The 13,080-nt window shown below is 55.0% G+C and carries 13 protein-coding genes and 1 tRNA gene; 13 read left to right on the top strand and 1 reads right to left on the bottom strand.

Annotation, left to right across the window (positions count from 1 at the left end):
- Positions 1 to 31 precede the first annotated feature (31 nt).
- Positions 32 to 370 (bottom strand): P-II family nitrogen regulator, encoded by a 339-nt coding sequence (gene glnK / locus PSELUDRAFT_RS03020; protein ID WP_088965443.1) that lies wholly within the window; start codon positions 368 to 370, stop codon positions 32 to 34.
- A gap of 258 nt (positions 371 to 628) precedes the next feature.
- Here glnK and PSELUDRAFT_RS03015 point away from each other — a divergent pair, with 258 nt between their 5' ends.
- From PSELUDRAFT_RS03015 to PSELUDRAFT_RS02950, 13 genes are all read left to right on the top strand, one after another.
- On the top strand, positions 629 to 916 hold the full coding sequence (locus tag PSELUDRAFT_RS03015; protein ID WP_088965442.1) for an accessory factor UbiK family protein: 288 nt from the start codon (positions 629 to 631) through the stop codon (positions 914 to 916).
- A 2-nt stretch (positions 917 to 918) separates the two neighbouring features.
- On the top strand, positions 919 to 2,355 hold the full coding sequence (locus PSELUDRAFT_RS03010) for a YifB family Mg chelatase-like AAA ATPase (RefSeq protein WP_088965441.1): 1,437 nt from the start codon (positions 919 to 921) through the stop codon (positions 2,353 to 2,355).
- A gap of 113 nt (positions 2,356 to 2,468) precedes the next feature.
- Positions 2,469 to 3,194 (top strand): SPOR domain-containing protein, encoded by a 726-nt coding sequence (locus tag PSELUDRAFT_RS03005; protein ID WP_197693930.1) that lies wholly within the window; start codon positions 2,469 to 2,471, stop codon positions 3,192 to 3,194.
- A 17-nt stretch (positions 3,195 to 3,211) separates the two neighbouring features.
- Positions 3,212 to 3,820, top strand: a complete 609-nt coding sequence (locus tag PSELUDRAFT_RS03000) for a thiol:disulfide interchange protein DsbA/DsbL (protein WP_088965439.1) — start codon at positions 3,212 to 3,214, stop codon at positions 3,818 to 3,820.
- A 61-nt stretch (positions 3,821 to 3,881) separates the two neighbouring features.
- Complete coding sequence (locus tag PSELUDRAFT_RS02995) at positions 3,882 to 4,700, top strand: undecaprenyl-diphosphate phosphatase (RefSeq protein WP_088965438.1); 819 nt, start codon at positions 3,882 to 3,884, stop codon at positions 4,698 to 4,700.
- A 47-nt stretch (positions 4,701 to 4,747) separates the two neighbouring features.
- Positions 4,748 to 4,824: transfer RNA gene (locus PSELUDRAFT_RS02990), tRNA-Met, on the top strand.
- Positions 4,825 to 5,364: 540 nt separating this feature from the next.
- The gene (locus tag PSELUDRAFT_RS19215) at positions 5,365 to 6,414 is read left to right on the top strand and encodes a hypothetical protein (protein WP_157725008.1); all 1,050 of its coding nucleotides are present in this window, start codon (positions 5,365 to 5,367) and stop codon (positions 6,412 to 6,414) included.
- A gap of 697 nt (positions 6,415 to 7,111) precedes the next feature.
- Positions 7,112 to 8,680 (top strand): YfjI family protein, encoded by a 1,569-nt coding sequence (locus PSELUDRAFT_RS02975; RefSeq protein ID WP_088965435.1) that lies wholly within the window; start codon positions 7,112 to 7,114, stop codon positions 8,678 to 8,680.
- A 1,358-nt stretch (positions 8,681 to 10,038) separates the two neighbouring features.
- Positions 10,039 to 10,644 carry an inovirus-type Gp2 protein gene (locus PSELUDRAFT_RS02970; RefSeq protein ID WP_157725007.1) on the top strand — a complete coding sequence of 202 codons (606 nt, stop codon included), beginning with the start codon at positions 10,039 to 10,041 and terminating at the stop codon, positions 10,642 to 10,644.
- A 36-nt stretch (positions 10,645 to 10,680) separates the two neighbouring features.
- Positions 10,681 to 11,223 (top strand): hypothetical protein, encoded by a 543-nt coding sequence (locus PSELUDRAFT_RS02965; protein ID WP_157725006.1) that lies wholly within the window; start codon positions 10,681 to 10,683, stop codon positions 11,221 to 11,223.
- Between the two features lie 135 nt (positions 11,224 to 11,358).
- Complete coding sequence (locus PSELUDRAFT_RS02960; protein WP_088965432.1) at positions 11,359 to 11,661, top strand: type II toxin-antitoxin system HigB family toxin; 303 nt, start codon at positions 11,359 to 11,361, stop codon at positions 11,659 to 11,661.
- Positions 11,662 to 11,663: 2 nt separating this feature from the next.
- On the top strand, positions 11,664 to 12,023 hold the full coding sequence (locus PSELUDRAFT_RS02955; RefSeq protein ID WP_088965431.1) for a type II toxin-antitoxin system HigA family antitoxin: 360 nt from the start codon (positions 11,664 to 11,666) through the stop codon (positions 12,021 to 12,023).
- A gap of 74 nt (positions 12,024 to 12,097) precedes the next feature.
- The gene (locus PSELUDRAFT_RS02950; RefSeq protein ID WP_088965430.1) at positions 12,098 to 12,424 is read left to right on the top strand and encodes an addiction module antidote protein; all 327 of its coding nucleotides are present in this window, start codon (positions 12,098 to 12,100) and stop codon (positions 12,422 to 12,424) included.
- The last annotated feature ends 656 nt before the right edge of the window (positions 12,425 to 13,080 follow it).

Below are 13,080 nucleotides of genomic sequence, written 5' to 3'. Positions count from 1 at the left end.
TCCCTCTCTATCGCATTGTTATTGTTGGCGCTCAGACGGCATCGGCACCGGTTTCACCGGTACGGATGCGGACCACCTGTTCCACATCGAAGACGAAAATCTTGCCGTCGCCGATCTTGCCGGTGCGGGCTGCGCTTTCGATGGCTTCCACCACCTGGTCCAGCAGCTCGTTGGCAATGGCGATTTCAAGCTTTACCTTGGGCAGAAAGTCCACCACGTATTCGGCGCCGCGATAGAGCTCGGTATGACCCTTTTGACGACCAAAGCCTTTCACCTCGGTAACGGTAATCCCTTGAACACCGATGGCGGAAAGCGCTTCCCGCACTTCGTCAAGCTTGAACGGCTTGATAATGGCACTGACCAGTTTCATGGCGACTCCTTGAGATAGATGCCTGATGGCGCATGGTTGGAGAGACAGGTCAGCCAATGCACGAACCGTGCCAGTTTGAATTTTCTTTAATTTTCAATTGGCTAGTGTTTTTTGGTGCAAGCTGCTGGCTTTTGCGAAGCCGATGCACCAAGCCGGTGGCCCGCGCTGCGCCGGAATGGTGCATGGGTGGTTTGTGCAGTCGGAAGGGGTTTTTGCTAAACTCAAAGACCATCATCATGACAAAGTCAAGGTCGCGCCATGTTCAGCCAGAAACTGTTTGACGAAATCAGCAACAAGATCAGCGAAACCATCGCCGCCAGCCCGGCCAAGGACCTGGAAAAGAACATCAAGGCCATGATGGCAGCCACTTTCAGCCGCATGGATCTGGTAACCCGCGAGGAATTCGATATCCAGCAGGAAGTGCTGGCACAGACCCGTGCCCAGCTGACCGCCATGGAGTCCCGTCTGGCGCAACTGGAAGCGCAGCTCAACCCGGCACCTGCCGTTGAGGCCGCTGCAGACAACGACCCGGCCCAGCACGACTGAGCATGAGCTTCGCCGTCTGCCTCAGCCGGGCGCTGGCCGGTGTGCAAGCGCTGGAGGTGGCGGTCGAAGCGCATCTGGCCAACGGCCTGCCGGCATTCACCCTGGTGGGGCTGCCGGATATCGAGGTAAAGGAAAGCCGCGAGCGGGTACGTGCCGCCTTGCAGCAATCCGGTTTTGAGTTTCCGGCACGCCGGATCACGGTGAACCTGGCGCCGGCCGATTTACCCAAGGAATCCGGCCGTTTCGACCTGCCGATCGCCATCGCCCTGCTGGCTGCCGCCGGGCAGGTACCGGCGGAGCAGCTGCCCGCTTACGAATTCGCTGGTGAGCTGGCGCTGAGTGGCGAACTGCGCCCCATCCGTGGCGCGCTGGCCATGGTGGCGGCGGCCAGAGGCAGCGGGCGCAAGTTCATTCTGCCGGCATCCAGTGCGCAGGAAGCGGCACTGGTGCCGGGGGTGGAAATCTACGGTGCAAGCACCTTGTCGGAAGTCTGCGCCCACCTGGCCGGCCTGGCAGCGTTGTCGCGCTGTAACGCCGAGCAGGCCGCCGGTGCGCTAATGACCGATTATCCTGACCTGAGCGATGTGCGTGGTCAGGGCGCCGCCAAGCTGGCACTGGAGATTGCCGCCGCTGGCGGGCATAGCCTGCTGATGCAGGGGCCGCCCGGCACCGGCAAATCCATGCTGGCGGCGCGCCTGCCGGGCTTGCTGCCAGCCATGGCAACCGAGGAAGCGCTGCAAAGCGCCGCGGCGTTGTCGCTGACGGTGGCCGGTTTCGATGCGGCCAACTGGGGGCGGCGCCCGTTTCGTCATCCGCACCACACCGCTTCCGCTGTCGCCCTGGTGGGTGGCGGTTCCGACCCCCGCCCGGGGGAAATCACCCTGGCGCATCACGGCGTGCTGTTTCTGGACGAATTGCCGGAGTTCGACCGCAAAGTGCTGGAGGTATTACGGGAACCACTGGAGACCGGGGAAATCCATATCTCTCGCGCCGCACGGCAGGTGACGTTTCCGGCGCGCTTCCAGTTGCTCGCCGCCATGAATCCCTGCCCGTGTGGTTATCTGGGGCATCCCCGCAAGCCTTGCCGCTGCACGCCTGAACAAGTGCTGCGATATCGCGCTAAAATATCTGGCCCATTGCTGGATCGTTTTGATTTAATGGTGGAGGTGGGCAGTTTGCCACTGGCGGAGTTGCAGCAGCTGCCGGCAGGGGAGCGCAGCGCCGATGTCCGCCAGCGGGTACACCGTGCCCGCGAACGGCAGTGGCAGCGCCAGGGCAAGCCGAATGCCGGCTTGAGCGTGGCCGAGCTGGACGAGGTATGTGCGTTGTCGCAGGGGGAACGCGATAATCTCAACCTGTTGCTGGAAAAACTGGCATTGTCTGCCAGGGCGTACCACCGCGTATTGCGGGTGGCGCGTACCCTGGCGGATTTGCAGTAAGAAAACGTGCTGAGTCGGACACACCTGCTGCAGGCGGTGCAATTCCGCCGCGGGCTGGCCGGGTTCGGCAGTAATGAATGACAGAGTCGCAGTGGCTCGAATCAGTGGGTCTCATGAGTAATAAAGATCATAAAAATACGCGCAGCAGCCGCAGTTCTACCGGTTCCCGCAAGGGCGGCGGTGGCGGCATGATGGCAGGCATCCTGGTGGGCCTGATCGTCGGCGTGGGCATTGCCATCGGCGTGTCGATGTACCTGAGCCGCTCGGCGACGCCGTTCACCAATATGGAGCGCCTGCAGGGCAAGCAGACGGCTTCAGTGCCCGAGGCCGAGCTGCTGGAGCCGGGCGCCAAGCTGTCAACCGCCACCCCACCGGCCAAGCCAGCAACCAACCCTGCAAGCCCCGCGGCCAACCCGCAGCCTGCCTCGGCCCCCGCCGTCAACGGCAAACCGGCCACGGCTGGCAAGACCACCCAGGCGCCGGCGGATGTCGATGGCCAGCGTTTCGACTTCTACAAGATCCTGCCGGGGCAACAGGAAGCGGTGCCCAGCACCGACAAGGGAACTGCGGACACGGCTTCCGGCTCCAATGCGGCCAGCCAGCGCTTTTTCCTGCAGGCCGGGGCTTTCCAGTCGGAAAGCGATGCTGACAATATGAAGGCACGCCTCGCCCTGATGGGGGTGGAAGCCAAGATTCAATCGCTGAACATGGCGGACAAGGGCCTGCTGCACCGTGTGCGCATCGGGCCGTTCGAGCGCCAGGAAGATATGGATGCCATGCGTGCCCGCTTGCGGCAGGAAGGCATCGAAGTCTCCATCGTGAAACTCCCTGTAAAGTAAGGTAACGAAAGAAAACCATGAAGAAATGGCTGTTTGCAGTGCTGATGATGGTGAGTGGTCTGGCCAATGCCGCCATTGTGGAAGGCAAGGATTATGTCGTACTGGCTACCCCGCAGCCGGTTAGCACGCCGGGCAAGGTAGAGGTGATCGAGTTCTTCTCCTACCACTGCGTTCACTGTTTCCACCTTGAGCCCTTCATTACGCCGTGGTCCAAGAAACTGGCCAAGGATGTGAGCTTCCGCCGCGAGCAGATCGTGTGGGGCAAGCAGATGGAACCGCTGGCACGCCTGTTCGCCACCTTCAAGGTAACCAACACACTGGAGCGCCTGCACGGCCCGGCCATTACCGCCATGGTGCAGCAGCACGTGGATCTGACTGACGAAGCCGCTACCACCAAGTGGCTGGCGACCCAGCCGGGCGTGAACACCAAGGCGTTCATGCAGGCGTACAAGTCGTTTGGCGTGAACGCGCAGGTGGCCCGCTCCACCCAGATCACCCGCGACTACGCCATCCAGGGCACGCCCACCATCGTGGTGGCCGGCAAGTACGCTACCGTGGCTGCCGAGCCGGCGCAGTTGCTGAAGGTGGTGGATGAGCTGATCGTGAAAGCGCGCAGCGGCAAGTAAGCGCTGCCAGCCCGTTGTTGTTCAGGCCGCCAAGTGCGGCCTGAATTTTTATGGAGCGGATATGGACACACTGCTGCTTGCCCAGGCATTGCTGCTGGGCATTGTCGAGGGCCTCACCGAGTTTCTGCCGGTATCCAGTACCGGCCATCTGATCGTGGTGGGCGACCTGATCGGCTTTCAGAATGCCGGCAAGGTATTCGAGATCGCGATCCAGTTCGGCGCCATCCTGGCGGTGCTGGTGTTGTATCGCGAACGTTTCCTGGCGGTGGCGAAGGGGCTGGGCAGCGATGCCGGCGCGCAGCGCTTTGCGGCCAACCTGTTGCTGGCCTTCCTGCCGGCGGCGGTGATCGGCCTGCTGTTCATCAAGCAGATCAAGCACTACCTGTTCAACCCCGTCAGCGTGGCGGCGGCGCTGATTGTCGGCGGGCTGGTGATTCTGTATGCCGAGCGGCGCCGGCACGTGGTAACGGTGCATGATGTCGATGCCATTGCCTGGCGCGATGCGCTGAAGATCGGCTGCGCACAGGTGCTGGCGATGATTCCCGGCACCTCGCGCTCCGGGGCCACCATCATCGGCGGCATGTTCTTCGGGCTGGATCGCAAGGTGGCCGCCGAGTTCTCGTTCTTTCTGGCGGTGCCCACCATGTTTGCCGCCACGGTGTACGACCTCTACAAGCATCGCGACCTGCTGTCGCTGGCAGAGCTGCCGATGTTTGCCATCGGCTTCGTGGCGGCCTTTCTCAGTGCCCTGCTGGCAGTGCGTACCCTGGTCAGCTTTGTCGGCAAACACAGTTTCGAGGTGTTCGCCTGGTACCGTATCGCTTTCGGCTTGGTGATTCTGGCAACATGGCATTGGAATTTTGTGGATTGGTCCACATAAAACGCTTGACGCCAAACTGATGGTTGGCTATGATGTGTTCTCTCTGACGCGGGGTGGAGCAGTCTGGTAGCTCGTCGGGCTCATAACCCGAAGGTCGTAGGTTCGAATCCTGCCCCCGCAACCAAATATATCAAGCACTTAGGCCAATCTTTCGAGATTGGCCTTTTGCTTTTCTGCTGCCGTGTAACCGCTATGTAAGCGAATTTGGTCAGCGTCACTCCAGCTGGATCAACGCAATGCCGGGTTACACTCCCCCTCCCGTCTTGTTCTGTGCCGATTCCGCTGCACTTCTTTATCTTCGGCCCCCCTCCAATGGATTGGTCTGAGATTTCGTGTTGCGAGTCCCTGACCGATCTGACTGGCCTGACCACTTCATGTCTATGCCCTTGTTTGGATTCCTCTATGGGACTTGCTGTAAACGAAGCATGTGGACAGAATCTCCCTAAAAGTTACGTGTGCCATGGCTCATTGGTCGAGCGCTTTGCGTCAGTATGCTCAAGCCTAGTGGTTGAACGTCATGTGCCCCTGCTTCGTGCTCGACAAATTGATGGCATTCCGCAGTCGGATGGTGCTTCCGCCAACTTTTGCCCTGGACCGTCAGCCAGTACTATCTGTCTGACAGCGTAACTTGTTCACCTCCGATCAGTTAGTGTCACAGGACAATATGGAAACCTTTATCTCAGCTTTGCAGGTGTTGAACGCGGTGGCAAAGCAAATCGCTCTTCCGACTGGATGGGAAGGCGCCATGCAAGCTCTGCAAGCCAACACGCATGTGTTTAACAGCGAAGAGGGCGACAAGTTCAATGTAGGTATTAATCGTTTTCTGAACGGTCTGAGCCGCAAGCAGTTCGCGCTGTACTTCTGCCGATCGGAGGCTGCATCCAAATTGCACGCATTATTTCATAATGCACAAGGGAATATACGTTGTTACGACACTAGGAGTTCAGGGCAAGCTTTGATTAGTGATGCAGTAATGGCTAAAATAATTTCTACTTTAGGAGATGTTGCAAAAAATTTTGACGATGCGTATCGACTAGCGAGGCTTGGTGAGAAACCATTTCCAGATCCGCTTTTGCCAAGTAAAAATAGCGAAAATATTCGTTTTCTAAGTGATGTTGGCTTTTCGCGTCAGCAGCTGGATGAGTTTTTTGCTGTGCGAAAAATGATGAACCCTCTTGTAGGTGTAGAGGTGGATGATCCTCCGCTGTACATTTTGGGGAGTGAAACCGTTTGCGATGATTCATTGCAACAGCCTGGTGTTGACCATGAGTTGATCAATAAGTTACTTCAAACGAATCAGATACTCATTGCGAATTTGCAGTCTGATATGCCGCTATCGAATGGCGCACAAGGTGATTGTTCGCTGCCATATAAACAAGCGCAGATAGCCGGAGACCTTGCGGGTCTCAGTGCTGCGAGTGGTGTGGATGGCGGCATTGCTACGAAAAAAACTACCGTACGCTTTGAAATGGAAAAAGTAGATATTCTTAGTGTGCGTATCCGTGAAGCCATTGAGGAAACCGGAAGTTATCAACCAGCCGTGATCTTTGATAAGTTGAAGGAGTGGGCGCTGGAAGAGCGGTCCCCATTTACCGGCTTAGACAATGACAATAAAAAAATCAATTATACCGATGGCAATTTCACCAAGCGCGGGATTAACATGGATTCTCTGGGGGCGCGAATTCGACGCTTCAAAAAAAAGCATAATTTGTAAGTCTTCCCATTGGGCTCGTGGGTAGTGATCGTACGATTACTACCTGTGCCATTCTTCCTACGCGCAGTCGGCTATATCTCCGGCCTACCCCTTGTACGACGTATGTCGCGTCGGACGCGTGGCGTATATCTCGTGCCAACCCTTACGCTGATCCGTGCCTAATGGCCACGGCCAGGCGCCTCCGCTTCCTCTCTCTTCTACTCACACCTTGCCTGATTGGCATGCCGTTCGCCGGTACTGCGTGGCTGCCGCGTGCAGTGCATTTACGGTGTTTGTACGCCTGTACGTCATGCCTAGCGCGTTGACAAACGTTACGGAACGACGCTCGACGACGGCACCCGACGCTGAACGACGCAGGAATATCCGCGTCGACGAGCCGTCCCTAATCTGCACTCCAGCGACGCCACACACATCACGGCAACAAATGACAGCGGTGATGTCGGCAGTGGCAGTCGCGATTTTCTTCAACAAGAATCGGCGAGTACATCATTATGCAATTCAATAATCAGCAATCTGCGGTAAAGAAGCTGTGGAGCACCGAAGAGTTGGCCAACTTCTTGACGCTGCGTGCGCAATCTATTCGAAAGCGTTACTCTCAAACTGGCTCATATTTTGGTGCGACCCCAATCAAGTTGCCAAATGGTCGGCTCGCTTGGCCTTATGAACAAGTCGTCAAATTGCTGGGGGAGAAGTGAACATGAATATGCATTCGCTTCCGGCTATTTTTTCGCCAGTTATGCCTTCAAGCATACCATTGATTACGCAGTCGCCTTCTCCTATGCCGACAGGAGAATACCCATATGACGCATTGCCTGCTTTGGTTCAGAATGCAGTATATGCAGTACATTGCTACACACAATCTCCTTTGCCTATGATCGGAACTTTTGCCTTGAGTCTGATGGCAGAGGCAGTGCAGGGTGTGGCTAATGTTCAGATTCCATCTGGTCCATTGTGTTCCTTGTCGCTTGCTGTGTTGGCAATCGTTGAAAGTGGTGGAGGTAAGACACCTGCACTTAACATGCTGCGTAAAGCGGTTGTTGAGTTTGAAAATGCGCTACAGCTGAAATATGCGGGGGCGCTGAAGAGCTATGAAGCCGAACTGAAAATTTGGCAGCTAACTAACGCTGAGTATGAGAAGGCATTGCGTAAAGCAGTAGCGAAATCGCTTGATCTTACTGACGTGCAAAATCGTTTGCTTGCGCACCAGCAGGCTAAGCCGAAAAAACCACGGCACCCAATTTTGACTTATGCGAACCCAACGATTGAGGCATTGGTGAATGGGCTGGCCAACTACTGGCAAAATGCGGCGTTGGTTAGTGACGAAGCTTCTGCAATCCTCAATGGGCGCGTGACACAAGTGCTGGCTTTGCTAAATTCCATGCTGGATGGCGCAAAGGTCAGCATGGAACGCAAAGGGGAGCCCGACCCCATTATTGTGCAGCATCCTCGGTTGACCGCAGTGCTTGCCCTGCAGCCAGGACAGCTCGAAAAGTACTTCAAGCGTACGGGTGATGATGCTCTTGATATCGGTTTCATGGCTCGGATGCTGGTATGCAAACCACTTGTGCTACCTGGGACGCGCAACGTTCAGCCAGTTGATGTTGATCCACAATTCCTTGCCGCGTTGCACGAACGGGTAACATCACTGCTGCAACAGGGCATTGCTCCCGATGGTGAACCTATCAGGCAGAAGAAAGTTGTGGTGTTCAGTCCTGAGGCTGCGGAGGCTTACGTGGGGGTGCGCCAATACATTGAACAACAGCAAATGCCGGGCGGTGCTGCCGAGCATATCAAAGACTTTGCTGCCAAGGCAGGCAGGCATGTGGCCAAGTTGGCTGCCATCATGGAAATTGTGGTGAATGATAGCTATGTCATCAGCCTGGACATGTTGCAGCGCGCTACTCGGTTGATCTATTGGCATGCGGATGAGTATCGCCTTGTCTTTGCCAAGCCGGCTGAATTGCCCCAGCCATTCGTCGACGCCAATCTGCTGTGCGCTTGGTTGCACAATTTCAGCCAAACCCGTACGCCACGCTACGTGATGAAAAACGATGTGCTCAAGCATGCGCCTAGTGCACTGCGTAACAAGCAACGGTTAGAGGAGGCATTGCAGGTGCTGCAGCAACAGGGGCGGGTTGGTTGGCATTTCCTGTACCAGGGGAAGATGCAGTTCCTCGACCTGTTTCCATCGCTTCCTGCTGATCAGTATGCGCTCGAAGTTGCCATTAACCAGTACCGCATGAAAAAAACGTCTTTCAGGCAGTAAAAATACCTGCACCAATTGCAAGAACCGAGGTGCGTTTGTGGGCCATATCTTCGTGATGTGGCCCTTTCTCATCTTGGGCTGGTTTGGGCATGAGCACATGCCGGGGAGTGTGGGAGGGAGGGTCGATAGGTCCGTCTCTAATCCCAATTTGGTCAGGAATCAATCAGGTTCTTCTCCTTGCCAGCAAGAATGGATATTCAATTAGCGTACTCCGCAGGACTACTGGTGGGAAGCAGTACCTAGCTGCTCATATGGGTTTCAGCCGTCCGCCCCCGGCTTGCCCGATATTTGCGTGAGCTGCGCGCGCCCTGTCGCCACCATCTGTTTCTCCCATGTGGTTGCATCCGTCGGTAGTTTGCACACTGGATATACCGGACTGGTCGATTCAATCGGTAGCTATTTCTGCGGCAATTGCTATTCGTAGCAGGTGGCGCAAGTAGCGCTGGGGGATCGACGCTGTCTGCATCAGGTTGGGCCATTGGTTGGTGCTGCTGATTCGTGGCTGTCCCTAGCCACTTTGACCAGAGGCTGGTTGGTGGGGCCCTCCATTAAGCGATGTTTCATGCTGCTGCTTCAGATGCACTAGGGACCCTCTATTTCAGAGTTATGCATGTGGTGGCTTCCTGAGTGCTCTGTAGCTCTTAGCTAGCGCCAAGCTTACTGCCATGGGGTTTAACGCGACGAGTGACAAAAAACACACACCGCGATTAAAGGCGATTCATAGATTAAATACGTTGATTTGGACTCCATGCCCGTTCTGTGCGCCAATTTCTGGTTTGACGGTCCCTAGCATGGTAAATAAAATCGTCTGTGTTACGTGCTTTCTGTAAGGCAACGGAAATAACTCCGTATGTCCGATATGCCATATAACAGTGGGGCTGTATGCCATTTCTGGCTTTATGCCTGGCATTCTGCTTAGGATTAACCTGTATTGTGCGAGGGTAGCGTAGGGTATTGTTTATTATCATTATTCAATCTTAGTATCTAACAGTATTTGATACTGGAGATTGATCTAACTGTCTTTCTAATCAATAAGGGAAATTGTTGTATCAATCAGTGCTAACTGGCTGATAACGCTATCCATCCAAATAGATATACTCAAGCCTTACTCAGTAAAGGATCATTATCGCTATCAACCTGATCAATTAAATCCTTACCTACAAACTGTGTAGTGCCAATATCTTCTCTGCAATCGATTAAGTAGAGCGAGAGGGAGGCTATTTTGACAAAGGTAGCTAAACCGGATGCAGTGGAGTAGCAAGCACTGACAGCTGGGTAATCGAAATCCGTAGAGGGTAACAACATTTTTTATCACTGACCACAATCTCATGAGGACATCTCCACCAGAGGAAAAGACCATGCATGCCATGAGCACCGCAGTGCTACCTAGTCCACTCGTACTAGGAGCAAACGGCTTGATTCATCAACTGCAGCAGCTCTACAGGCAGCTGATGATCGTACGTGTAGATTTCTTGATGCGTGAGGAATATCAACAGCAGACATCCATCTTTGACATTCATGCGTATCGTGCCCGGTTATGGAATAACCGTCGGAGTAAGTCCTCTATTTTTCAGCATTGCTTAGGCTGGATATGGGGATTGGAATGGACGATGGATTGTGGTTATCACCTGCATTGCCTTTTTATTTTCAATGGCAGGGCGGTACAACAGGACATTACCTATGGCGATCTGATCGGTAATTACTGGGTGAACACGATTACCCAAGGGAAGGGCTGTTATCACAACTGCAACCGGTATAAAGATGATTACCGTTATAACGGTATTGGTAAGGTGCATGTCAACGATGCTGAAAAGCTAGCCAATCTGCAGCACTATGTCATCCCGTACCTAGCCAAGGAAGATCTGCTGATACGTGCTGCTATGCAACGTGATGGGGCCGCACTCGGCTTTGATGTCAGCCATATACGTACCTTTGGCTATTCAAATAATTTCGCCTTTGACTAAAGATGAGATTCTGCTGAGAAAGAACATGAAATGGACTTGGCTGAACTGAAAGAAGCGGGAATCCTTGCATTAAGTGATTCACTGCTGGCTGCAATGGGCTTTATTGATGTATTGCGTGAGAGAGGAACAAGCAAGGTAGCCTGTCTCCGTCTGGATTTGCTGGTAGAGGGGATGGCGACGAGAGAGCAAGTCGATGCATGTTTGACGCATCTGCGCTTGGAGGCTCGTTGGCAGCAGGGGGTCTTTGCACATTGCCTGGGGCTCATCAGGACGCCACCGATCCAGGAAGAGGGCCAGTACCGTATCCAGTGTGTACTGCTCTTTGACGGTGAGCAGGTACGGCGTGATATCCAGTGTGGCGACGAGGTTGGCCGCTACTGGGCCAACATCATTACGGAAGGACAGGGACGCTACGTCAATTACAACCGTTACCGGCAGATGGACCTGAGCAGTGGTTGTGGTGTCATCAGCCTGACGACCATGCGCTGGAAGTGTCACAGTCTGCTGCTATCGATGGGGAGTGCGGCACATCCGCTGATTATTGCTGGCGTGCCATGTCGTAAACAGGATGGTGACTAGGGTGTATCGGCGTGCTGCTAGGTGACCGCTTGCGCTGTACTACTTCTTTCGTCCGCCATTGCCAGACCTATGAACGTTATTGGTGGCAATGATGGCTAACTTGTTTTGATCCCAATTTGGGACTACTATGCGCTCATGAAAATCATTGCCACGCGTACCCTCAAGTTGTTCTGGGAACAGCACCCTAACGCGGAACAGCCGCTAAAAGCATGGGTGGATGAAGCCAATAAGGCGACTTGGTCGAGTCCGCAGGACATCAAGGACCGCTACCGTAGCGCGAGCTTCATCAAAAATAACCGGGTGGTGTTCAACATCAAGGGCAATGACTATCGCTTGATCGTGGCCATCGCCTATCGCGTGGGCATCGTGTACATCAAATTTATCGGCACCCATGCGCAGTACGACGCTATCGATGCTGCCACAGTGGAAATGGAGTAATCATGGAAATTCGTCCAATCCGGTCAGAAGCGGACTATCAGGCGGTACTCAAAGAAATCTCTGCCTTGGTCGATCTCGATCCGGCGCTGGAATCTCCTGAGGGAGAGCGGCTGGATGTACTGGCAACGCTGGCCGAGGCCTATGAGGCTAAGCACTTCCCGATTGATTTGCCTGACCCAATCGAAGCCATCAAATTCCGCATGGAGCAGGGGGGGTTGACCATCGCCGACATGCAGGCGTACCTGGGAAACCGCAACCGCGTATACGAGGTATTGAATCGGAAACGGCCACTCAGTCTCGCCATGATCCGCCGATTGCACGATGGCCTGCATATCCCAGCAGAGGTGCTGATTCGCAGCTAAGTCGTGAGTTTTGGTGCTGTTCACACTCATGCTAGCAGCCATCTCTTCCTACTCCATCAGATGACAAGCAACGCATGACACACCATGTCTCTGTCAGCCATCACGACAAGCTGATTCAAGAACTGCGCGACGCCCCGGATTTTGCCAGCGCCTACCTGGCTGCGGCACTGGATGAAGCGGAGGAGCCTGGCGGCCGTGAAGCGCTACTACTGGCACTTCGTCAACTCACTGAAGCACACGGTGGGATGACCCAACTTGCCGAGCAAACCGGCATGCGCCGTGAGGCACTGTACCGAGCGCTGTCGCCACGCGGCAATCCAACGCTGACCACGCTGCTGGCGGTATTCAACGCACTTGATCTTAAGCTGGCACTGACGCCGCGGCACGCTCATGCTGCCTAGTTCAGGCAATATAAAACTGCCCTATGCGCTGATCTGGTCGGTGATCCGCGAGGGCTGATCCCGGTGAAGCTGGGGTCGCAGGAGCCGTCTATCATCCAGAAACTGGTTGCCGGTCGCACACACGAGCCAGCAAGCGTCGGGTAGGACCTGGCGTGATTGTTCTGTGCCCGTGCACCAGTGCGCTGCCAATTGTCAGAGTCGAACAGACCCCGTCACGGTGCCCAGTAACCGCCGGCTTCCTGCTCGTCGAGGGGGGCAAGATTGGAGAGCCAGGCGCGACATTCTGCTGTCAGTCAGTTTTTCATATGACTTTTCGTATGGAGACAACTGATGGCAACAAAGATTTGTGCGTGCTGTGGCCACGCCTTTGAGTCCCGTCCCCAAGTGCCCAATCAGTCTTACTGCTCTTCCCGTGTTTGTCAGCAGGCACGTCGACAGCGCTGGCAACGGGACAAAATGCAGACCGATCCAGACTACCGGGAAAATCAGCTACGCAGCCAGCGTGCATGGCTTGAACGGCACCCGGACTACTGGCGCCACTACCGCGACATCAATCCGGAATACGTGGAACGCAACAGGGCTCGTCAACGGGGGAGAGATGCACTAGGGCGGGAAGCGGATCTTGCAAAGATGGATGCGTCAGCGCCACTTGGACT

The organism is Vogesella sp. LIG4 (assembly GCF_900090205.1).
In the GTDB taxonomy this organism is placed as follows: Bacteria; Pseudomonadota; Gammaproteobacteria; order Burkholderiales; family Chromobacteriaceae; genus Vogesella.
This window is presented reverse-complemented; position numbering and strand designations above follow the sequence as displayed.

Coding starts and splice junctions, on each gene's coding strand:
- glnK (WP_088965443.1), bottom strand. CDS start 370: ATGAAACTGGTCAGTGCCATTATCAAGCCGTTCAAGCTTGACGAAGTG.
- PSELUDRAFT_RS03015 (WP_088965442.1), top strand. CDS start 629: ATGTTCAGCCAGAAACTGTTTGACGAAATCAGCAACAAGATCAGCGAA.
- PSELUDRAFT_RS03010 (WP_088965441.1), top strand. CDS start 919: ATGAGCTTCGCCGTCTGCCTCAGCCGGGCGCTGGCCGGTGTGCAAGCG.
- PSELUDRAFT_RS03005 (WP_197693930.1), top strand. CDS start 2,469: ATGAGTAATAAAGATCATAAAAATACGCGCAGCAGCCGCAGTTCTACC.
- PSELUDRAFT_RS03000 (WP_088965439.1), top strand. CDS start 3,212: ATGAAGAAATGGCTGTTTGCAGTGCTGATGATGGTGAGTGGTCTGGCC.
- PSELUDRAFT_RS02995 (WP_088965438.1), top strand. CDS start 3,882: ATGGACACACTGCTGCTTGCCCAGGCATTGCTGCTGGGCATTGTCGAG.
- PSELUDRAFT_RS19215 (WP_157725008.1), top strand. CDS start 5,365: ATGGAAACCTTTATCTCAGCTTTGCAGGTGTTGAACGCGGTGGCAAAG.
- PSELUDRAFT_RS02975 (WP_088965435.1), top strand. CDS start 7,112: ATGAATATGCATTCGCTTCCGGCTATTTTTTCGCCAGTTATGCCTTCA.
- PSELUDRAFT_RS02970 (WP_157725007.1), top strand. CDS start 10,039: ATGCATGCCATGAGCACCGCAGTGCTACCTAGTCCACTCGTACTAGGA.
- PSELUDRAFT_RS02960 (WP_088965432.1), top strand. CDS start 11,359: ATGAAAATCATTGCCACGCGTACCCTCAAGTTGTTCTGGGAACAGCAC.
- PSELUDRAFT_RS02955 (WP_088965431.1), top strand. CDS start 11,664: ATGGAAATTCGTCCAATCCGGTCAGAAGCGGACTATCAGGCGGTACTC.
- PSELUDRAFT_RS02950 (WP_088965430.1), top strand. CDS start 12,098: ATGACACACCATGTCTCTGTCAGCCATCACGACAAGCTGATTCAAGAA.